Below are 21,931 nucleotides of genomic sequence, written 5' to 3'. Positions count from 1 at the left end.
AAAAATAGTTTTCTGAGTTATTTATTTGCAATACAATTCGTTAAACTTCGTGCTAAATTGGAACTGTAATTCTTAAAAGAGAATAAAATAGAAGATAAATTAGAAGATATGATGAAAATGATTAAGAAACAACTAAAAGATAATTAAATTTTCGTTAATTATTCATTATTTGATTTTGAAAAATCATACGATTTAAATCAAAAAAATGGATAATAATATCAGTCACAAAATGTCAACAAGGCGCTCTAAATGGGGGCTAACACTAATTAATAGTCACCAATTTTAATAAGCTTTCTAAAAATAGATGAGATAGAGATAGAGATAGAGATAGAGCGAATATTCTCACTATTTATAAATAAATTATTTATGGATAAATAAGACAAATCATACTAATCATTTATAGATAAACAGTAAAGCGATCAATAACATAATTTAAATACTATTAAAAAACAGTGAAAACAGTGAAAACAGTGAAAACAGTGAAAAAATAATAGATAGAAAGTAATCGATAAAACAACTAAAGTACCAAGGAGAATATTATGATCACACTTCAAGATTGTCTGCAGCATGATCAGAATGATACATTAGCCCACTTTAAGGAGCAATTTGCTCTTCCAGAAGGTGTTATCTATCTCGACGGAAACTCTCTCGGTGCCCGTCCGAAATCAGCAGAAGCACTCGCAGCAGAAGTGATTATGAAAGAGTGGGGAAATGATCTTATTAATAGTTGGAATAGTAATGATTGGTGGAATCTTCCGACACGCTTAGGAGATAAAGTAGGTCAACTTGTCGGTGCTGAAACAGGAGAGACCGTCATTACCGATACAACCTCCCTCAATCTCTTTAAAGTATTAGCGAGCGCTATTCATATTCAAGAGGAGAAAGATCCTCAACGTAAAGTTATTATTGCAGAGAGAGACTCTTTCCCAACGGATCTCTATATTATTCAAGGTTTTACCCAATTTTTAGATCGAGGTTATCGCATTGAGCTGATTGATCATCCTGATGATCTTACAACGGCTATCGATGAGAATACTGCGGCTATCGTACTCTCTCACGTCAATTATCGTACCGGTTACTTCTATGATATGGCAGAAACAAATAGAATCGCACATGAGAAAGGCGCATTAGTGATCTGGGATCTTTGTCACTCTATCGGTGCAGTTCCCATCGATCTTAATGGCAGTGATTCCGATTTTGCTGTTGGCTGTACCTATAAATATCTCAATGGTGGCCCTGGATCGCCCGCAATGCTCTGGGTTCATCCTCGTTATCAAACTCGTTTCTGGCAACCACTTTCTGGCTGGTGGGGTCATGAACGCCCTTTTGATATGGCTGTAAAGTATGAGGCAGCATCAGGTATTCGCCGCTATCTATGTGGAACACAACCAATTATCTCCATGTCACTCATTGAATCAGGTGTCGATATCTTCCTACAGACAGATATGGAGGAGATTCGTAAAAAGTCATTGGCCCTTACCGATCTCTTTATCCAATTAGTAGAGCAAGAGTGTCATCAATATGGTTTAAAACTGATTACACCTTTAGATCATCACTATCGTGGTAGCCATGTTAGCTTTGAACATAAAGAGGGGTATGCCGTCATTCAAGCTCTCATTGCCCGCGGTGTTATTGGTGATTATCGAGAGCCTGAGGTCATGCGTTTTGGTGTAACACCACTCTATCTCAGCTATAGCGATATTTGGAATGCTGTCGCCCATATTAAGGCGGTATTTGAAAATAGAGAGTGGGAGAATCCTCGTTATCAACAGAGGGGAGATGTGACCTAAGTTCATATCTCATCATGCGCTATTGTCGAGACAGATGAAATTGACGCCATATCGGTTGATTCATATCGGCTGATTCATATCAATTTTATTAACTCTAATCGACAATAGCGGCCACTATCTATCAACAAAAGTAAACTTAAGAGCAAAATGGGATTAAAATCGAAAGAGATAGCTAATGGCAGAAAAATAGGATACTTCTTAGTAAAAGAATAACAAGAACAAAAAGAATAAAAATGGCTGAAGTTATCAGCCACCATCAACTAAACAGAGGAATTTAAGATCTTAATATCAATAAGATCTTAGGAGGATACAATGAGTAGCTTTGATAAAATTCAAGCTCGTGAAGCAGGTCTTCATAAAAAATTAACCGGCAAGCAGATGGCGATGATCGCTATCGGTGGTGCTATTGGTACAGGACTCTTCCTCGGTAGTAAGTTCGCTATCGCTTTTGCAGGCCCTGGTGTTATTGTTAGTTATGCAATTGGGGGTGTTATCGCTCTCCTCTTAATGGGGTGCTTAGCTGAGATGACCGTTCAACATCCTACCTCAGGTTCATTTGGGGCTTATGCAGAACATTATGTTCATCCTTTAGCTGGCTTTCTCATTCGTTATAGCTATTGGGCCTGTATCGTCTTAGCGGTAGGGACTGAGGTTACCGCAGTTGCCGACTATATGAAATTTTGGTTCCCCGACATCTCTGCTTGGATCTGGATAGTTCTCTTTTCTGCCGCACTCATCTATGTGAATGCATATAGTGTTAAAGCATTTGGATCAGTGGAATATTGGTTCTCAGCCATCAAAGTCTTTGCAATTATCGCCTTTATCATTATGGCAATTGGCGTTATTGTAAGTTTTAAAAATAGCGCAGAAGTAAAAGAGAATTTGATCGGAGATGATGGCTTCTTCCCTAATGGCTTTTCTGGTGTCTGGATCGGCGTCATTATCTCTATCTTCAGCTATCTTAGTATTGAAATGATTGCAGTTGCGGCAGGAGAAGCGGAAGATCCTGAAAAGGCTGTACGTCATGCCTTTAAAGCAACCTTAATGCGTCTTTTTATCTTCTATATCCTCTCCCTTGCCCTTATTATTATGTTGGTGCCATGGAAGAGTTTAATTACCCCAGAAGCAACCAGTCCATTCGTAACTGTAATGCAATCCTTCAATGTTCCCTTTGCTGATAGCATCTTAAACTTTATCGTCATTATCGCAGCACTTTCAGCGATGAATAGTATGCTCTACATCTCTACAAGAATGATGTTTAGCCTCTCACGTGCTGGCGATGCACCTAAAGTTTTTGGGACAATTAATAAAAATGGGGTACCAATGCATGCATTAGCGCTCTCCGCAAGTGGTATTGCCGTTGCAGCGATTGTCTATACCTTTAACCCCGATACGGCATTCCCCATTATGATTGCTCTTTCTATGTTTGGTGCGCTCTTTACCTGGGGAATGATCTTCTTTACTCACCTCTTCTTTAGAAGAGCGATGAGACGAGAAAAGGTTCAATTAAAATTTAAGATGCCAGGATATCCTATCGGAACTCTGCTCGGCTTAGGAGCAATTATCGCAATCACCGTCACAACCTGGTTTACCGATATTTTCCATTCAACATTAAAGTTTGGTATTCCTTTCCTGGCTCTTCTAGTAATTTTCTACTTTATTAAGCAGCAAAAAAGCGTCATCAAGAGAGATCAACTCAAACTCTAGGGTAAATCTACCCATAAAAAATACTCTTAAGGTTTAAGTAGTAGGCCTTAAGAGTATCGGAGAGAAGGATGAAAAAGCGATATCATTACGATAATAGTGCTACAGTTGCCGATGAGGGGAGAATCTTAGACGATTTTAAAATACGAAGTAAAATCGCTTATGAACGTTATCCCCATATCTTTAACTGTAGCTATTTAACAAAGCACGATAAGATCAATGATAAGAAAGCATTACAGCGCCGATCTTTTCTAAAGGATCGAGCAACTTATGATCTATTTCTTAATCAAAAAGAGTCGAAAGGTACAATCCTCTTTATTCATGGGGGATATTGGCAATGGTGTGATAAAACTGATTTTGCATTTATTGCGCAACCAATTTTGGCCGCAGGTTACCATCTACTCTTAATAGAGTATCCCTTAGCACCAACAGCAACGTTAACCGAAATTAATCGAGCAATAACCATTGCTCTCGATTATCTCTACCGCTATGAAAAGAGAATCGATCAAACACAACCTACCCTCCTTATCGGTCACTCTGCAGGAGCCCATCTTGCTGCCCTCAATGCTAATCATCCATTAATCGATGAGGTATGGCTTCTAAGCGGACTCTATCAACTCGAATCGATCGCTAAAAGTCACCTCAATCGAGCTTTACAATTGAGTCCCAAAGAGATTGAGCTACTCTCACCCCAATCACTGCCGGCACCAATGGGCAAAGAGATAAAAATTATAGTAGGTCAAAATGAACTTCCTGAGCTGATCTATCAGAGCCTCACCTACCACCAAAAATTATCTACTGAAGGAGCAGAGAGCGAGCTAATCCTTCTACCAAGCGATCACTATACTATCTTAGATGACCTCTTTAACCAGCTCGATCGATTCTCTCCCTAGAAAAAAGGCAGCTTAAGAGCTGCCTTAATAGATATTTTAACCCCTCTGCCCCTCTTGGCCTCTTATTCTTCTTTATAAAAAGATAGAGGCTGGATCTGTCAGGATATCTCTTATCTCTAATTAAAGTGTTAAAGCGTTAAAGCGTTAATTAGAGCGATTTTGCAACCGCTAATGCTGCATCATAATCAGGTTCTGTTGTTACCTCTTTAACATACTCAACATAACGAATCACATTATCACGATCTAATACAACAATACCTCGAGAGAGAAGCGCTAATCCTTCAATCTCAAAACCATACTCAACACCAAAATCATGTGTTTGATAATCTGAAAGAAGATGGTTATTTTCGATACTATTTTCACCGGCAAAACGCTTTTGTGCAAAGGGTAGATCTACCGAGATTGTTAAGACCACTGTATCTTTCAATGCAGTTGCCTCTGCTTCAAATTTCTTTGTCTGAATCGCACAAACACCCGTATCGATTGATGGAACAACAGAGATAATCTTAATTTTGCCGGCAAAATCATCTAACGTGACAGGCTTTAAAGCAAAATCTACAACTGTAAAATTAGCACCCTTTTCCCCAACGACAGCTTCTGTGCCGATCAGTGTAATAGGATTGCCACCCATGGTAATACCTGTTCTATTTGTCATAACTCTCTCCTTGCGCATTGCTAAATGGATACTTTCTGCATACTAGCACACCTACCACTGTAAAGGGGACAAATTCCTTGTTTAAAATAGATACAACAACAGATCATCTCCAATCTAACTTACTCATAATTGAGCTTCATATCACCTAATTTCAACCATCCTTTCTGATAGAACCAATAAGCTAAAAGAAGCGAGATCACTGCCGGCAATATAAAGTGGCAGATCAAGACATAAATTGCTGTTGTCATTGAAAACCCCATCGATTCAAAAGCCATAAATTGGCCAACAAAACCACTTGTACCCATTCCAGCACCGGCAGCATTATTGGTCATCTTAAAGAGAACGACACCTATGGGGGCGGCGATCATTCCGGCAACAGTCGGAGGGATTAAAATAAGAGGTTTACGGATAATATTCGCGATCTGCAACATTGAAGTGCCGACACCTTGAGCGATCAATCCACCAAAGCCATTATCGCGATAGCTACTCGTTGCAAAACCGATCATCTGCGCACTACAACCAATCACGGCCGCTCCGGCAGCAAAACCATCTAACCCCAACATAAAGGAGAGCGCAGCACTCGAAATAGGTGCTGTTAATGCTAAACCCATAACAGTTGCAACTAAAATAGACATCACAAGCGGACGTTGCTCTGTTGCCCAATTAATCAGATCTCCCAGACCACGCATCAAGTCATGAATCGGTATTCCAATCCACTTTGCAATCCAGAAACCGACTAAAAAAGCGATAAACGGGACAATAATAATATCGAGCTTAGTGCTTTTATAGATCAACTTTGTAAGCTCCACTGCGATCAGAACAGCCACATAAGCCCCGGCAGGTCCCCCAATATTATTACCAAAAGCCCCTACAAATACAGCTGAAAAGAGAATTAATGGTGGCGCTTTTAAACTAGCTGCAATCGCTACACCTATTGCACCGCCAACAATTTCCGGCTTCATTGCAAAGCTTCCTAACTCGACAAATGACTCCCACCCCAATTGTTGCCCTAATGTTTTAACAATAAGCCCCATCAAGAGTGATGAAAAGAGCCCAAGCGCCATATAGCTCAATGCATCTATAAAGTAGATCTTTGGGGATAATGTGACCCCTTTTTCTGCTAAACCCCCCCGCACACCACGTGCCATTTCTTCTCTCCTCACTGAATATCAATATTTTTAATGGTTATACAACTCACTAATGCTAGTACAACTGTCCCTAATAGATAAATCTCTATCTCTTCTACCTATCCCTTCTACTTATCTCCTCTACCTATTCCATCTACTATTCCATCTATATTGAACCTCCCACCTAAAATTTCAACTCAATATCTTTAAACTCTCAGGCAATATAGCTCCTTACTCAAGGTTTAAATCAGTACCTAATCTGATTCCTGCTCGATCTATAACACAATCTCTGATGCACTCTCTGATTGCAATCGCTAAATTGATCTCTCAATCAATATTGAGTAGATCTTAAGATCTCGTTATATTGTAGATTGCACTATTTTCTAAACATTATTCCTAAATCATTAAATCATAGATAGAGAGAGGCCTCACATGAATCATCTTAATAGTAATCATCTACTCCCAGGTCTACAAACTATTGCAGAAGAGATGATGATAATTCGGCAGCAGATCCATCAATTTCCAGAGTTGGGTTTTGAAGAGTTTAAAACGGCTAAGCTAGTTGCAGAATCTCTAAAAAGCTGGGGTTATCATGTCGAAACGGGCGTTGGTAAGACCGGGGTTGTAGGGCAACTCAAAATAGGGGATGGTCCGAAGATTGGTATTCGTGCCGATATGGATGCTTTAAAGATTCAGGAAGAGAATCAACTCCCCTACAAGAGTCAGAGAGAAGGAATTATGCACGCTTGTGGCCATGATGGTCATACTGCAACGCTTCTTGCGGCTGCAAAATATATTGCAGAAAACCCTCACTTTAAAGGTACGCTTAATCTCTTCTTTCAACCGGCAGAAGAGGAGCTTGGAGGAGCAAAAGCGATGATCGAAGCCGGCGTTCTTGAAAAATATCCTTGTGATGCGATCTTTGGATTTCATAATATGCCGGGATTCCCGCTCGGTCATTTTGGCTTTAAAAGTGGTGCGGCACTCGCCTCCTCAGATCGTGTTACCGTAAAGATTCAGGGGAAAGGGGGCCATGCGGCAATGCCTAATTTCACTATTGATCCCATTGTTGCAGCTTCCTCTATCGTTCTCAACCTTCAATCAATTGTTGCGCGTAATGTCTCTCCCTTAGAAATGACCGTGATCTCAGTAGGCTCTATTCATGGCGGAACCACTTTTAATGTTATTCCCGATAGCGTTACATTACGGCTCTCTGTTCGGAACCTCAATGCCACGGTTCAAGATCTAGTCGAAGAACGTATCAAACAACTTATTCAATCACAGGCGGAAAGTTATGGCGCAACAGCCGAGATCGATTATGTACGCGCCTACCCTATCCTTCATAATAGTCAAAAAGAGACTGAATTTGCTAAAAAGGTCGCGATCGACTACTATGGCAAAGAGATGATTATCCCTAACTTCCCGGCAATGACTGGTAGTGAAGATTTTGCTTTTTTCTCGCAACAACTTTCCTCAAGCTATCTCTTTGTAGGAAATGGGACTGATGGCGCGCACGGCTGTTCTGTTCATAATCCTCACTATAACTTCAATGATCAGCTAATCCCTATTGTTGCGAACTATTGGGTGAATCTTCTCTATCGTTACTGTCCTATCGATTAATACGCTTTAGCGTAATTCATGCAAAATGGACTGAGAGAAGAGACTAGAAAGGGGGCGCAACCTTAAAGTGGAGCGCCTCTTTTGTTGTAGGATGAATCAATTTTAACTCACAAGCATGAAGCGCTAATCGAGATCGTTGCTGAAGTGCTTCTCCTTGCGCATAGAAGCGATCTCCTAAAATGACATGTCCTAAAGATAAGAGATGAACACGCAACTGATGGGAACGCCCCGTTAAAGGATTTAAAGAGACACGTGTGAAATTCTCTTGATGATTACGAAAAAGTACTCGATAAGCGGTCCTCGCCTCTTTGCCTCGTTCAAAACAGACCATCTGTTTCGGTCGTCGCTCCCAATCACAGACTAAGGGAAGATCAATCATCCCCCCATCTTCCTCCATAATTCCGAAAACATCGGCAATATAACGTTTATAGGTCTCTCGTTCTCGAAATTGACGCTTCAACTCCCGCTCCGCCACTTTCGTAAGAGCAATCACTAAAATACCACTTGTTGACATATCAAGTCGATGAACTGTTTCCGCCTCAGGGAACTCCCACTGTACACGCGTAATAATACTATCGTGAAGCTCTGCTCCCTTTCCTGGAACAGAGAGCAGCTCTGCCGGCTTATCGACAACCATAATCTCCTCATCTTGGTAGAGGATACTCAACCAAGGCTCAATGGGGGGATTATAATAAAATTCCATGTTAGATCTCCCATGCTAGATCTCTATTGAAGCAATACCGCTTAAGTGTTGCTAAAGCAATAATAATCTCTGTAGAATGACGCTCAGAGAGCGTTAAAATATCCGTACAATATACAATATTGAGATAGACTCAATCAGTTTAACGAAGTTGGAGAAAATAATGTATAAACTACTCTTTTTTGTACCCGACTCACACCTTGAAGTAGTCAAAGAGGCTATCTTCGCCGCAAAAGGGGGTGAAATTGGAAATTATTCACACTGTGCTTGGCAAGTCTTGGGAGAAGGACAATTCAAACCTCTCCCCGGCAGTAATCCCTACTCCGGTGAGGTTGATCAATTAAAACGTGTACCTGAATGGCGCGTAGAACTTGTTGTCGCAAAACCCTATATTCATGATGCTATTGCCGCCTTAAAATCAGCGCATCCCTATGAAACGCCGGCATATGATGTGATCGAGCTTCTTCCCTTCTAATTTCTAATTTCTAATTTCTAATTTCTAATTTTCAATAAAAATAGAGATAGAAATAGAAAATAAAAAAAGGAAAAGAGAAAAGAGAGATCTTCAGCTGATCAATTTACTCACCTTTTCGTTTTGTAAATCGATCGATACTGATGAATCTCTCTTTTAGTATTACTTTTGTATTACTCTTGTATTACCTTTTGTATTACTTTTTAAACTCTATCCTTTTAATCTATCCTTTCAAGATTATTTGAACTCTCAAAATAACTCTATGCGCCCTCTTCTTTTGCCTTCTCTTCTAAAACATAGCTCAACCAATGGGATGAGATAATATCTGGCAATCTATTTTGGCTCGTACGTGCTGTAAGGTTATCTAAATCAACTGCTTTAAGAGGCTGATCTTGCTGTGAACAGGTAAAGACTGCTTTAGTGCGCTCTCCTGTTGCAGGATCAACTTGCCACTGTAAACATTGGCCACAAACCCCTTTCATCATACATTGCATAGGGCTACCGATCGTCCCTGTAACATGAAGATCTTCTTTAAAGAGATCCTTCAAAGAACCACCCTCAGAGAGCTCTTTTTGGAATCCTTTGAGCATACCGGTTGACCCCATCGCCATCAAGCGATCGACTTCTCCCATATCAACGATTCCCTGCTCATTGAGAGTTGTGATCAACTTGATCACATCCCACTCAACTACAGAGTGATCTTGTGGGCGACGCGCCTCAATTGGATCCCCCTTACCAACAGCCCAGATAATCTGATCAGCACCCTCTTCAAGTTCATCCATATGATCAACATCATTCTTAGAACCCATCGCAGCAATATAGATCACTTTATTGCCAGCGCTGCGAAGTGCGAAACCGATATCGAGCATCACAGCTGCACCCCAGCGACCGGCAACTACTAAAATAGTCTTGCCTGAAGGTAACTCTGTCGGCGCTCCTGTAGGGCCTGCAAGAACCACTTGATCTCCAGGTTTTAATGAAGGAATCAATCGTTGACCAGTTCCCCATTGGAAGACAAGAAGACGAATCGCATCCTCAGTCGATCCTGTTCCTGATACTGTTAAAAGAGGAATTTGTAGTCGCGTCCCCGCCACAATCTCACTACCCGTTTCAAAGGTCTGCATCCGGAAGAATTGTCCCGGCTTAAAGTTTTGTGCCGCCATCGGCGCTTTAACCCATACTTCACATACTGTCGGATTTGAAGCATCAATCGATTGAATTGTCGCTGTTAACCCCTCTTTCATCTCTAGGGAGAGAGTATTGTTAGGTTTACTATTCTTAGGAAGGCGATCGAGTGCCTGCATAATGATAGGAGTTGACTTTTTAGCACTTGCGATCGCTTTTACAACGTTACCATTAAAGACCGGATGGGTATCACCAATATAAGAGACTCGCTTCTCACCACGACGATAGGAGGTGAAAGGGGCAAAAGGCTCTTTATTATTAGTTCCCCAATTAAATGGTACAAGATTTCCTTCAAGATCATACCCTTGGAAATGGTGTTTCTCCTCGATCTCAATCGAGCCGGGATACTCAGTACCATAAATGGTATTAGGAGAAGTTCCTGCCGCAACAAGTACTGCTCTTGCCGGCACAATAACCTCTTCTTCTCCTGACTTCATAAAGCGAATCGCTTTAACATGACCATATTGATCGAGTTCAACACCTAATGGATTGAGCTCTTCACCAAAATGGATTCCCTCTTCAAAAGCTTTTGTAACCTCTTCATGATTCAGAGTATAAGCGGGAGACTCTTGTAGAGTACGGCGATAAGCGATCATCACGCCGCCCCATTTTTGTAGTAGCGGATTGAAGTTTGGCGCTTCTCCGGCAGCCGCTGCGCGCTCACGTTCCGCACGAACTTCACGACCATGTGTTAAAAATTCCGTTAATGTCTCATCATCTTCAGGCGAGAGATTTTCACGAATCTTCTCTTCTCCCAATATCTCTACACGATGGAGTGTTTTTTCGACCTGCTTAATATAGTATGCTTGGACCTCTGTTGCGGTATCGATCGCTGTTAACCCGCCACCGATAACAACAGCAGGAAGACGCACTTGCAAGTTGGCAATAGAACTATCTTTAGCCGCTCCTGTTAATTGCATCGCCATCAAGAAGTCGGAAGCTTGCTTCATCCCTTTAGCTAAGGAGTTATCGATCTTTAAGACTCTTGGAAGCCCTGCACCTACAGCTAATGAGACATGATCGAAACCAAGGTCAAAGGCATCTTCTAAAGTTAATGTACCCCCTAGACGAACACCTCCATAGATCTCTACATTACGGCGACGCGCTAAAGTAAGATAGATCAATTTTAGGAAGTTTTTATCCCAACGTACCGTAATTCCATACTCGGCAACACCACCAAATCCGGCAAGAATACGATCGCCTAAGCGCTCTTCTAAATCACTCCAGTTTCTAACAGGCTGCGTTAGGATCTCGGCTGGAAGCGGTTCAATCTTTAATCCATCGATGCCCACTACATGACAACCTTGCTGTGAAAGGTAATGTGTCATTGTAAATCCTGCAGGGCCCATTCCTGCCACTAAGACCTTGCGCCCATTCTCTTCTGCAGGGAGGTAATCTTCACGCTTAAGAGGATTCCAACGAGCTAATAAGTTATAGATCTCCACGCCGTAAGGAAGATCTAATACTGTCGATAAAACTCCTGTCTCAATTTGGGGGATATTAACTGGCTCTGCACGCTGATAGATACATGATTTCATACAATCATTACAGATACGATGTCCTGTTGCCGGCACCATCGGATTTTCAACCATTGTGATAGCAAGTGAACCGATCGATAATCCCTCTTTCTCTAAGCGTTGCATCTCTGAGATCATCTCATCTAACGGACATCCTGTTAATGTCTCATTAAAGGGGTTTTTACGGAAGCCCTGTTCAGGTTCCCCCTTCTTAACCGGAAAACCGATGCTACAAAAGTCACCATCATGGTCATGACAATATTTACAATAAGCAATTTCACTTGCGATCTCATAACGATTCATTCGGTGATCAGTCAGGTCAAAACCATCTCGCTGACGAAGAGGACGACTTCCTACTTTGACAGGAATTCCCTGGAATGTACGCTCTTCTGTTGCCACTAGATGATCAAAGTCGAGACGTGCCGGGAATTTAAAGGTAATCCAATCTTGAACGCGCGCAATACCTTCAGGATCTTTTTCTGCTAAAGCGCCCCATTGATGAATAGCAATAATCTCATCAGCATCTTTTTCGGGATCAAGAGAGAGTGCATATTTTGCAATTTTTGCTTCTAATTCAGGATCTTGATCAGAAACACCGATCTTTTCAAGAAGGGCCACATGATGTTCAGCAAAAGTTCCCTCAATCTCTTGACGATAACGCTTTGCGCCTCGCTGAATAAATTGCTCTTTAAAGAGCATCAATCGCTCATAACGCTTTGCACGATCAATTAACGCTTCGCTCTCTCTTTCAATATCGAAAAGCTCAGCAATAAAACGGTTGAGATGCGCACCTAATTCAATTTGAAATTCAGACTCTTCAATTGCAGTCAATTCTGCTTCCCCTCGGCGCCACTGAAGTAGGGTCGACAAGGTCTCTTCCGGGAGAATCTGCTGATAAAGGGTATCTACTTCAACTAGCCCTTCTCGCTTCTGTAGGTCTTGAAAGTTCAAGCCATATCGCTGCAATCGTTCATCTAATGCCATCTCTATTCCTCTAAAATCAACTGAAATCAACTGAAAATAATTTCGCTTATTATACCCACTTTTTAAATAAAACGAGGAAGTTAGATCAAAAGCGATCAAACTTCCTCGAGCGATTCTTCACAATTCCCCCATAATGGGGCGCTACCACAATCATCGATAAATTCTCACAATTAAGCTCTATTACATCAATGATTATCTCACTATAAGCTGTCACCTCGACTGACCTAACAACCCTCTAACCATCACTATTAAATCCTCGTCGATAGAGTGCTGCTCGATACTTCAGAGGATCACTATGTCGAATTTTTCGCGCAGCGACCGCCTCTGCTCTCTCCCAATTGATCTCTCGGAAAGCCTCATTGATAAAACGCTCAGGCACTTGATGCTCAACCCTCAACTCATAACTGACACGTATCGGACCATATCCCAAATCTGCTCTATTTTTAGCATAACTATAAGCAAAACGTTCAAGACTTAAGTAATCTCTACTATAGAGCCACTCAATCAATGGCTCGAACAGCCACTCAGGTAATGCTCTTTGACGCAACTTTTGCCTGAGCTCCACTTCACTATGTTCACGACGCACCAAAAAATTCATTGCTCGCTCACGCCAGTAACGCCATTGGTGTAGTAATTCATCACTCTCTAGCGAAGCATCATGCCCTTGGTAAAAGGCATCGTAATAGGTCTGTAAACTCTCACTATCAATCCTTATCTCTTTTTTCGCTTCTGATTTCTGCTGGCTTTTTGCAATCATCTGCTCAATCAGCTGACGCTTTTCACCCTTCATGATAACTCCTGCGATCCCGTTGCAAGAAGCTCCATCCGACCTCTACGACTCTGATATTGATCAAGCTCCTCCGAAATTGTGCCAATAATACGACTTGCAGCACTCCTGCGTTTCTCTTCAGCCTCTGCTTTTGCCGCTTGCTCCTCTTGCCGTTTTTTACGAAATGCAGCCTTCTCCTCTTTCGATTTCATCGGTACAGATTTAATCGACATCAAGGCCTCTAACTCTTTCTGATAGAGCTTATCGTAAGGATTCTCCGGCATTACAGCGATCTTAAATCCAGGGATCTTCCAACGTTTCTTCGAAATTTTATTAAGATGATTTTCCAAAGAGTTATGAATCTCTTTTTGATAAAAAGTAAATGCCATTCGATATTCAGGTCGCGTAGTACCAATCACCCAATAGCGTTTGCCAATTGTCGAGATAAAGAGCTTTCCCTTTAATCGAGGTGGCAAAAAGGCTTGAAACCAAGGTTCAATATAGGTTAATTGCAATGATCTTTTAAGGTAGATCGTGAGTACCTGATAAGGATTAAGATCACTTCTTTTGCGCGATAACTGACCAATTTCAGCTTGCACATTACGAAGCTTGCTCTTAGCAACCCGTTTCTCATCCAATTTTTTACGAGGGACAATATGATCATCCCACGGATTTAGCTCATTCTTTTTCATATCGATTATTATACGCAATAAGTGTGATAAAAATCTATCATTACACCTCTATCAAAATTGATGGTAAGCTACCACCTATAGGGATTTGTTAAAGCTAATCCCTCTTTTTATATCTAGCAATGTAGTAATTTGGTAGTATTTTAACCAAGCCCACTTCAATTAAGGTTATCATTGCCTAATAATAGGAGATTAAACAAGATAGAAAGATCGCTTGTAAAAGTGAGAGTTTGAAATATCACAAAATTGATAACTCAATTTATTTGATAATACAATTCATCCTTACTTCTATTTTATTCTTATCCAGTTTTTTAGATCAATACGTTAGACCAACATATATAAGAGACTTAAGAGACAAAATCGGTGAAAAAGAGCATTAACTTTATCCAAAATCATCTTCTCATTAATCTGCAATTAATGGGAAAATCGAGAGAAAATTTCTAAATTATTATTCCAAAATGCGTTATGATAATGACGCTTTTAACCTTCCCATTACCTAGCTAATATAGGAGCTCCCTGATATGCATATCGCTGCTCGATTTGGGCGTTACTTACCCCTTATTTTTGTTTTAGCCTTTACCGTGTACGGCCTCTTCTTTGCAGAACAGAGTACGACAATGTGGGTATTAACCGGCATTACTGCTATTCTCTCAATTATTGGGATAGTTGATCTATCACAAAACACCTATGCTGTTCGTAAAAACTACCCTATTATTGGTAACTTACGCTATATCTTAAAGCACTTCCGCTCAGAGATTCGTCAATACTTTATTGAGTCAGATAATGATGCTGTTCCCTTTACCCACGCAGAACGTAAATTAGTCTATGCTCGAGCCAAAAATATCGCTCAAGATTCCGTTCAAGCTTTTGGAACCTTACAAAACACCTATGAGCCGGGATTCCAGTTTGTCACCCACTCAATGGCAACAGTACCGGCAGCTGATCCTGCGACATTTCGTGTCACAATCGGTGGAGATGAATGTAAACATCCCTACTCTGCCTCAATCCTCAATATCTCGGCGATGAGTTTCGGAGCTCTCAGTGCGCGTGCAATTGAATCGCTCAATGGTGGCGCAAAAATGGGGAATTTCGCTCATGATACCGGCGAGGGTGGCATTAGCCCCTATCATCGCAAACATGGTGGAGATCTTATCTGGGAGCTAGGATCTGGCTATTTTGGTTGCCGTACAGAAGATGGCCACTTTGATCCTGTAAAATTTGAAAAGCAAGCGGCTGATCCACAGATCAAGATGATTGAGATTAAGTTGAGTCAAGGCGCAAAACCGGGTCATGGCGGTGTTCTACCTAAAGATAAAATTAGTGAGGAGATTGCCGCAACTAGAGGTGTTCCTAGAGATAGAGATTGTATCTCTCCCTCCAATCATAGCGCCTTCTCTACGCCGATTGAACTACTTCAATTTATCCAACAACTCCGTGAATTGAGTGGCGGTAAGCCAGTTGGTTTTAAACTCTGTGTAGGCCATCCTTGGGAGTTTATGGCGATCGCAAAAGCGATGTTACTCACTAAAATATTACCTGATTTCATTGTTGTTGATGGAAAAGAGGGAGGTACAGGCTCTGCGCCGATTGAGTTTGCTGACCATATCGGAACACCACTCCAAGAAGGTTTACTCTTTGTTCATAATGTCTTGGTAGGAACAGGATTACGTAAGAAAATTCGTATTGGTGCAAGTGGTAAGATTATCACAGCTTTCGATATCACAAGAACTTTAGCTATTGGCGCAGACTGGGTAAACTCCGCTCGTGGATTTATGTTTGCACTAGGCTGTATTCAATCTCGTAGCTGCCATACAAATACCTGTCCAACCGGAATTGCAACCCAAGATCCGCTACGCCAAAAGGCGCTAGTCGTTGAAGATAAGGTGGAGCGTGTCTATAACTTCCATCACAATACACTTCATGCACTTTCAGAGATTCTCTCTTCTGCCGGGGTTTCACATCCATCGAAGCTGCTCCCGCAACATCTAGTGATGCGTTCATCTGAAAATGAGATTCGTCTCTTCTCCAATATGCATTACTACCTTGCGGAAGGTGCGCTCTTAGAGGAAGATATTGATAGTAACTACTACTCAAGCATCTGGAATATTGCACAAGCAGAATCATTCCAACCAAGAGTAATTATTCCTAAAGTTGCATAATTGGTAGTAATGATAGATGTTCTTAAAACAAAAAAATCGGGATACGCTCCCGATTTTTTTATTTCTGATGATTAATCACCGAGCCACATAGAACATACATAACGCATACAACACACACAACACATATACAAGCTATCATGTCATAATCTGTATATTCTTAATTTTTAATCAACATACTATTACACTACTAGCTTACTACATAACAACTTCGGCTTTTATCTACCCGCTCTTCACACTACAAATCAGCTCTGTAAATAGTAGCATTTAATGTTTGATCCTGTTCGGTAGCGCTTTTGATGATATTTAATGCCAGATACTTCATGCGTAATCAGTAATCATTACTCCGTAATCATCACAAATAGCCTTTCCCTCTATTCATAGAGCTATCGAATAGATCCATCGAGGAAAGATATCATCACTATTTTTATACCATCTAAGATCTTGAGAACCTCTAAAAATCTCGAAGATAGTTAACGTTGATACTTCCACCTTCACTCATAATAGCGGTGTTAACGTTAAAGTATTTTAAGAAACGATATCTTAAAATCGCAAATGCACCAGAACTATCTTCAACTCCAACACCTAAGCCTACATAGAAGCTATTTGCGAAGCGTTTTCCAATTCCAACACCAATAGAGCCTTCCGGGGTCTCCATAAAGCCGAAATCACTCAACCCTAACTGACTTGCGAGTCCATCTTTAGAGCCTGAAATAGGTTCTCCCGTTGCGATTTTACGTACCATATTAAGTAACATAAGATTCTCCGTAGGTGATTGCAGATTAGGACTTCGCCCTAAGAAGAGATAAGAGGCAATCTCAATATCCGTTAACATCGGCGAGGAGTAGAGCTCTATTCTCGGCGCTTCGGCACTCCCTAAGACTTTAACCCCTACCTGCACCTCTCGCCCTTCGATCTCATTAAGGAAACTTCGAGATGCTTGAATATCGAGTGCTGGATTAGTAATAGAGGCTCCGGAGAATTGTATCTTTCCTTTATCGAGCGTTAATACCTGTCCATAGATATCAAACTCCCCCTTACCTATATTGATCACACCCAGTCCACGGATTGTCTGATTATAAGCTTTCGTAACTTTGACACCCCCATTTAAGGTTGCAGTTAGCCCCTCTGCCCCAACTTTAATACGATCTCCTAAGATAAAATTGACATCCATATAAAGATTATTCATAAAATCTTCACTTCGCTTATGCTCATTACCATCGCCAATAATGACGGTATCACTCGAGACGGTCACAACAGATCCACCCCCTTCTGAGGCTTTATGTTGATAGAAGAGTTCCGGAATCCTTACTGAACCTGTAAGGCGATATTTGCCACCCCCGGGTTTGCCCAAAGCGTTAAAGCTCAAATCAGGAGAGATCATTAACTTAATATCATCACTATTTGCTAATAGAAGGTCATTCCCTTTCACATTGAGTGAAGCTGTTAAGTTAGAGATATTATAGAGCCCATCAAGTTGTAATGCCCCCTTCTCGGTACCAACCGCACCTTTAATCAGAAATACAGGGGTTCCTTTTTGTAAATTAACATTCAGATTAATATTTTTAAGACGACTATTGAGAGAAGCAATATAGAGTCTGCCATCTTTGACACTTAAATTTGCGCCTATTTCAGGGTGTTCAATCGGCCCATTGACCTCTGAAGTAAATAGTATCTCTCCACCTAAGCCTTGTAATGCCGGCACAAGCGGCGAGACCCAATCAAAACTTGGCACATCTGCTTTCACTTTTGCATCAACAATATTTTTCTTGAAGAGATCATTAATCTTACCATCCCCTACAACTCGTAGATATTTACCCCAATCTACATTGAGGGTACTTGTAACACCACTAGGGCGTGCCTGCACATCGAGTAATGTAGTTGAGAGAGGAATCTCAATTTCCCGACCTTGAAGACGATAACGAATATCCCCTTTTGAAAGAGAGATATTTGCAACCCCGATAAAATCTTCCTCTGTTGAAAATTGTCCTGCAATCGTGGCATTCGCTTTTGTATTGATCGAGATATCGTCAGGTAGATAATCTTTTAGCAACGATGATGGAAGATTATTGAGTGTCACAACTGCAGTATTAACCCCCTCTTTTGTCCGTTCCCCTTCAGCACAGAAGACCACATAGCCTTGTTGGTAGCAGACAGGGCTCAATTTAATCTGTTGATCTTTCGCACCTAGATGGAAGTATGCGGGGCGATTTAATTTAAAATCACCAATAAAGGGAGAGGTAATCTTTGACTCTCCTAAGTAGAGATCAAAAGTCGGGTCAGTGGTTAAGTTACGTAGAGCCGCAACTCCATTTGAATGAATCATCCCGCCGATACTATCGAGCAAGAAATTAAATTGGTGTGATTCAGCACGCCCCTGTACCCGATACTCCACATTCTTAACAAGCACCTCAGTTGCGCTTTTAGGGGAGAAAGAGATCGGCATATTTTCCGCATAGTAAATCTCTTCTTCACTTCCCGATGCTATCACTTTATCGATAACTCTCTCATTCTTTGAAGGACGTTCTACCTGTGCGACTAACTCCCGCTCAAGATCTTGAATAGTAATATCAAAATCGAACTCTTCTGTTAAAGTTCCATCAAGATTGATACCTAAATGTTTAAGATAGAACTCATTAAATTTCAACTGATCTAATGTCAAAGCAACTTTTGCCTGATGCTTCTCATTATGAGATCCGAGCAGTGTTAAAAGATTGAGTCGAAGCCCTAAGATATCAAGCTTCTCTATGCGCATATCGGCATTCAAAAGAGGCTGCATAAGATCCCCTTGTAGACAGAGATCTCCCATCATCGAACCTCGAATATTGGGATGAAACTGTGAAAGATAAGGAGCATTCATCTTCATCGTGAGATCGAAATCGTAAGGCTGATCGATTTGCCATACGCTCTCTAGCATCATCTGATTGGCTAAATTTTTAATATGTAGATAGGTAGAGATCCTATTTTGCGCTACAACACTATTCTCCAATTTTAGAAGAATAGGATCATTTAACATATTTGACCAATCAACGCGCCCATCAATATTGAACTTAAGATCATTCAGTTCACCATCGAGCTGAGAGTTAAGGGCCACATTAAAGTGCTCATCATTGACGATCCCATCTTGAGCATAGAGCGCAAGATTGAGATCAGCACTCTCTTTAGGAAGATCAACATCTCCATTGAGCGCAACAACAAAAGGTAGATCGACATTATCTCCCACTAAAATATGGAGATCTCCTAACGCATGCTTTAATGTGACATTATTATCAACTAATGCTAAACCATCGACCTCAAACTGATTCAAACCGAGATAGAAATCACCAATCTGTAGCGTACTTTCAGCAAAATCGAGAGAGTCTAAAGCGATATTAATAGGGATGTCGATCTCTTTGATCGAAAGCGGGGAGAAAGGCTCTGAAGATTCCTTCTCAGGCTCGGGAACAATTGGTGTAAAATTGAGATCAGCTCCCGATACTTTTAGAGCCTTAAGATCTACACGCTTCTCTAAAAGAGCGACATAGTCCCAAGCGAGATCCAAAGATGCAATCTTAAGTGGCGGGTAGTTTGGTAAATTTAATCTTAAATCTGTTAACTGAAACTCCTGGCCTAATCGTCCTTTTGCATCTCCTATCGAGATATAATCGCTAGCATAACGATTCGCTGCTGCTGTTAGAGTCCTCAATCCTGCCTGAGTATCCACCAAGAAGAAGAGCAGTAAGATAATCGCGGTAGAGAGCATCAGAAAAGAACTTAAAAGCCAGGTAAAAAAGCGACCTATCAACGATCTCTTCTTTCTACTTTTTGGAGTCTTTTTCTTTCCCTTCTCCTCCACTCCCTCTTTATCTGCTTGAGCTTCAGCAATTGATTCTTGAGAATGTGGTTGATCTAAAGCAGATTGATCTAGCGCCTGCTTACCATTCTTTGCAAGTGGAATCTTACTATTCGGATTCTCTTCAATCTGTTTTGACATCTCTACCCTTTATTTATGCTATCTGCTTCGCTGCTCTCAATTCTACATCTCAAGCTTCAACCTGATTGTCAATAAGAGATCTATTACTAATGGATTTACCTATAATAGATTTATCTAAAACCCCAACAATAAAACCCCAACAACATTGGAGATCTATTTTACCTGAAATCGCGATAAAATTGAGATGAAATTACTCTAAAATTAAGATTATATCCTTTACGGATGCTCTTCTTTCACCGTATTACATAATAACTAAAATTGATCAAAACCAACAAAAGATAATAAAAATGGATAAAAGCGAATAAAAGCTGATAGAAACTTACAATAGCCAATAATAGTCAACAATAGTCAACGATAACAGACCAAGCCAATTAATCACACTTAATCACCCTTGATCGCCATTGGTCACTATTGATCAATTTACGATACAACGACCTGAAAGGTTTAGATAGGATTATGGATATCGATAAATTCAACTTCTAAATCATAATGCTTAGCTAACCATTCTCCCAACTTTGCAACTCCTGCACGCTCTGTTGCATGATGGCCTGCGGCAAAAAAGTGAATTCCTAGCTCTCGCGCAATATAGATCGTCCGCTCAGAAACTTCCCCTGTGATAAATGCATCATAACCTTGCATCGCCACCTCCTCTAAGGCATCTTGAGCAGCTCCTGAACACCACGCAACTCGTTTGATTAACTTAGGACCTGAGGCTTCAACAAAAGGTTCTCGTCCTAAAGTATGTTTAATCATCTTTGCAAAAGAGACGACATCAACCGCTTCGGCAAGATCTCCTGTTAAGACTAGAGGATTATCCGTAGATATAGGCGCTACATTTTCAATTTCCCAAAGCTCTGCTAATTGTGCATTATTACCAAGCTCAGGATGAAGATCTAATGGAAGGTGATAAGCATAAAGATTAATACCACCCTCTATCAATTTTTTGATACGCTCATACTTCATCCCTCGAATAAGGGGTGATTCACTCTTCCAGAAGTAGCCATGATGAACAAGCAGAGCATCTGCATTACGCTCTAATGCACATTCAATCAACTCTAGACTTGCTGTCACTCCGGCAACAATATGTTTAACCTCCGATCGCCCCTCCACCTGCAATCCATTAGGGACATAATCTTTGATCCCGTTACTCTCTAATTTCTCATTGATAATTTTTTCTAATTGTAAGTTATTCATAGCTATGATTTTTCTAAATTTTTAATTTCCTAAACTTCTAGTGTTCTAGTGTCCTAAACTTCTAAACCTTTAAAGTTTTTTAAATACCGACTGGTCAATATCTAATGGAGCAATACACTCTGCAAGCTCCTTTTACAGACTCCAATACCCCCGGCAAGTGGAGCAATTGCTCTATTCTACGTCTTTTTCAGCTATTGAGCATCCCTTTTTCACTAAAAGAGATATCTAACGCTTGATATTTTATATTTTAATGATGCTCAGTCATGCTTCAAAGTGATTCACGTACAATGATTTCATCTAAATGTAAATCAGCCATATAGATTATTGACAACAATAACGATATAATCTAGGACTCTGTACCACTTTATGACTCTTTGAGTGCAACGGCATAGCAGCATTGCCGATATATTTTTCGGTACATTTCTCGGTACTATTTTCGAGAGTATTTCTGCGGATCTATAATCTTCAACAGAAGTCGATCGTTAAAGTTCCAATATCGATAA

The 21,931-nt window shown here is 40.8% G+C and carries 14 protein-coding genes; 6 read left to right on the top strand and 8 right to left on the bottom strand.

The features are described from left to right. The first annotated feature begins 539 nt into the window (after positions 1-539). The 3 genes from kynU to DC082_RS00780 all read left to right on the top strand — a co-directional run bounded on the left by kynU (position 540) and on the right by DC082_RS00780 (position 4,387). Positions 540-1,790 carry a kynureninase gene (kynU, locus tag DC082_RS00790; RefSeq protein WP_109235326.1) on the top strand — a complete coding sequence of 417 codons (1,251 nt, stop codon included), beginning with the start codon at positions 540-542 and terminating at the stop codon, positions 1,788-1,790. Positions 1,791-2,102: 312 nt separating this feature from the next. Continuing rightward, positions 2,103-3,497: an amino acid permease gene (locus DC082_RS00785; RefSeq protein ID WP_109235325.1), complete on the top strand. Its 1,395-nt coding sequence runs from the start codon at positions 2,103-2,105 to the stop codon at positions 3,495-3,497. A 68-nt stretch (positions 3,498-3,565) separates the two neighbouring features. After that, on the top strand, positions 3,566-4,387 hold the full coding sequence (locus DC082_RS00780; RefSeq protein ID WP_109235324.1) for an alpha/beta hydrolase: 822 nt from the start codon (positions 3,566-3,568) through the stop codon (positions 4,385-4,387). A gap of 148 nt (positions 4,388-4,535) precedes the next feature. Here the strand turns inward: DC082_RS00780 and tpx are convergent, their stop codons facing one another. Continuing rightward, positions 4,536-5,042 carry a thiol peroxidase gene (gene tpx / locus DC082_RS00775; protein ID WP_109235323.1) on the bottom strand — a complete coding sequence of 169 codons (507 nt, stop codon included), beginning with the start codon at positions 5,040-5,042 and terminating at the stop codon, positions 4,536-4,538. Between the two features lie 119 nt (positions 5,043-5,161). Then, the gene (locus DC082_RS00770; protein ID WP_109235322.1) at positions 5,162-6,190 is read right to left on the bottom strand and encodes a PTS sugar transporter subunit IIC; all 1,029 of its coding nucleotides are present in this window, start codon (positions 6,188-6,190) and stop codon (positions 5,162-5,164) included. 411 nt (positions 6,191-6,601) lie between these two features. Between DC082_RS00770 and DC082_RS00765 the strand changes: the two genes are divergently transcribed. Next, entirely contained in the window at positions 6,602-7,789 is a 1,188-nt protein-coding gene (locus tag DC082_RS00765; RefSeq protein ID WP_109235321.1) for a M20 aminoacylase family protein, read from the top strand. A 43-nt stretch (positions 7,790-7,832) separates the two neighbouring features. Here the strand turns inward: DC082_RS00765 and rluA are convergent, their stop codons facing one another. Further along, positions 7,833-8,492 (bottom strand): bifunctional tRNA pseudouridine(32) synthase/23S rRNA pseudouridine(746) synthase RluA, encoded by a 660-nt coding sequence (gene rluA / locus DC082_RS00760; RefSeq protein WP_109235320.1) that lies wholly within the window; start codon positions 8,490-8,492, stop codon positions 7,833-7,835. A gap of 160 nt (positions 8,493-8,652) precedes the next feature. On the opposite strand from rluA, the gene DC082_RS00755 reads away from it, so the two are divergent. Beyond that, a complete protein-coding gene (locus tag DC082_RS00755; RefSeq protein ID WP_109235319.1) occupies positions 8,653-8,964 on the top strand; it encodes a YqfO family protein in 312 nt (103 codons plus the stop codon). Between the two features lie 257 nt (positions 8,965-9,221). On the opposite strand, the gene DC082_RS00750 is transcribed toward DC082_RS00755, so the two are convergent. From DC082_RS00750 to DC082_RS00740, 3 genes are all read right to left on the bottom strand, one after another. After that, positions 9,222-12,647 (bottom strand): FAD-dependent oxidoreductase, encoded by a 3,426-nt coding sequence (locus tag DC082_RS00750; RefSeq protein WP_109235318.1) that lies wholly within the window; start codon positions 12,645-12,647, stop codon positions 9,222-9,224. 235 nt (positions 12,648-12,882) lie between these two features. Continuing rightward, positions 12,883-13,437, bottom strand: coding sequence for a regulatory protein RecX (locus tag DC082_RS00745; protein WP_109235317.1), 555 nt, complete (start codon positions 13,435-13,437; stop codon positions 12,883-12,885). Further along, the gene (locus DC082_RS00740) at positions 13,434-14,108 is read right to left on the bottom strand and encodes a hypothetical protein (RefSeq protein WP_094568213.1); all 675 of its coding nucleotides are present in this window, start codon (positions 14,106-14,108) and stop codon (positions 13,434-13,436) included. Before DC082_RS00740 ends, DC082_RS00745 begins: the two co-directional genes overlap by 4 nt. Before the next feature lie 518 nt (positions 14,109-14,626). On the opposite strand from DC082_RS00740, the gene DC082_RS00735 reads away from it, so the two are divergent. Continuing rightward, entirely contained in the window at positions 14,627-16,264 is a 1,638-nt protein-coding gene (locus DC082_RS00735) for an FMN-binding glutamate synthase family protein (RefSeq protein WP_229821510.1), read from the top strand. 451 nt (positions 16,265-16,715) lie between these two features. Here DC082_RS00735 and DC082_RS00730 read toward each other — a convergent pair whose 3' ends face one another. Continuing rightward, a complete protein-coding gene (locus DC082_RS00730; RefSeq protein WP_109235316.1) occupies positions 16,716-20,234 on the bottom strand; it encodes a translocation/assembly module TamB domain-containing protein in 3,519 nt (1,172 codons plus the stop codon). A 444-nt stretch (positions 20,235-20,678) separates the two neighbouring features. Continuing rightward, on the bottom strand, positions 20,679-21,428 hold the full coding sequence (locus DC082_RS00725) for a Nif3-like dinuclear metal center hexameric protein (RefSeq protein ID WP_109235315.1): 750 nt from the start codon (positions 21,426-21,428) through the stop codon (positions 20,679-20,681). Positions 21,429-21,931: the final 503 nt, after the last annotated feature.

The sequence above is a fragment of the Ignatzschineria indica genome (assembly GCF_003121925.1).
GTDB lineage: Bacteria > Pseudomonadota > Gammaproteobacteria > Cardiobacteriales > Wohlfahrtiimonadaceae > Ignatzschineria > Ignatzschineria indica.
This window is presented reverse-complemented; position numbering and strand designations above follow the sequence as displayed.

Excerpts from the sequence above, each read along its gene's own strand:
- rluA (WP_109235320.1), bottom strand. The coding sequence starts at position 8,492 with ATGGAATTTTATTATAATCCCCCCATTGAGCCTTGGTTGAGTATCCTC.
- tpx (WP_109235323.1), bottom strand. The coding sequence starts at position 5,042 with ATGACAAATAGAACAGGTATTACCATGGGTGGCAATCCTATTACACTG.
- DC082_RS00755 (WP_109235319.1), top strand. The coding sequence starts at position 8,653 with ATGTATAAACTACTCTTTTTTGTACCCGACTCACACCTTGAAGTAGTC.
- kynU (WP_109235326.1), top strand. The coding sequence starts at position 540 with ATGATCACACTTCAAGATTGTCTGCAGCATGATCAGAATGATACATTA.
- DC082_RS00735 (WP_229821510.1), top strand. The coding sequence starts at position 14,627 with ATGCATATCGCTGCTCGATTTGGGCGTTACTTACCCCTTATTTTTGTT.
- DC082_RS00780 (WP_109235324.1), top strand. The coding sequence starts at position 3,566 with ATGAAAAAGCGATATCATTACGATAATAGTGCTACAGTTGCCGATGAG.
- DC082_RS00750 (WP_109235318.1), bottom strand. The coding sequence starts at position 12,647 with ATGGCATTAGATGAACGATTGCAGCGATATGGCTTGAACTTTCAAGAC.
- DC082_RS00785 (WP_109235325.1), top strand. The coding sequence starts at position 2,103 with ATGAGTAGCTTTGATAAAATTCAAGCTCGTGAAGCAGGTCTTCATAAA.
- DC082_RS00740 (WP_094568213.1), bottom strand. The coding sequence starts at position 14,108 with ATGAAAAAGAATGAGCTAAATCCGTGGGATGATCATATTGTCCCTCGT.
- DC082_RS00725 (WP_109235315.1), bottom strand. The coding sequence starts at position 21,428 with ATGAATAACTTACAATTAGAAAAAATTATCAATGAGAAATTAGAGAGT.
- DC082_RS00770 (WP_109235322.1), bottom strand. The coding sequence starts at position 6,190 with ATGGCACGTGGTGTGCGGGGGGGTTTAGCAGAAAAAGGGGTCACATTA.
- DC082_RS00765 (WP_109235321.1), top strand. The coding sequence starts at position 6,602 with ATGAATCATCTTAATAGTAATCATCTACTCCCAGGTCTACAAACTATT.
- DC082_RS00730 (WP_109235316.1), bottom strand. The coding sequence starts at position 20,234 with ATGTCAAAACAGATTGAAGAGAATCCGAATAGTAAGATTCCACTTGCA.
- DC082_RS00745 (WP_109235317.1), bottom strand. The coding sequence starts at position 13,437 with ATGAAGGGTGAAAAGCGTCAGCTGATTGAGCAGATGATTGCAAAAAGC.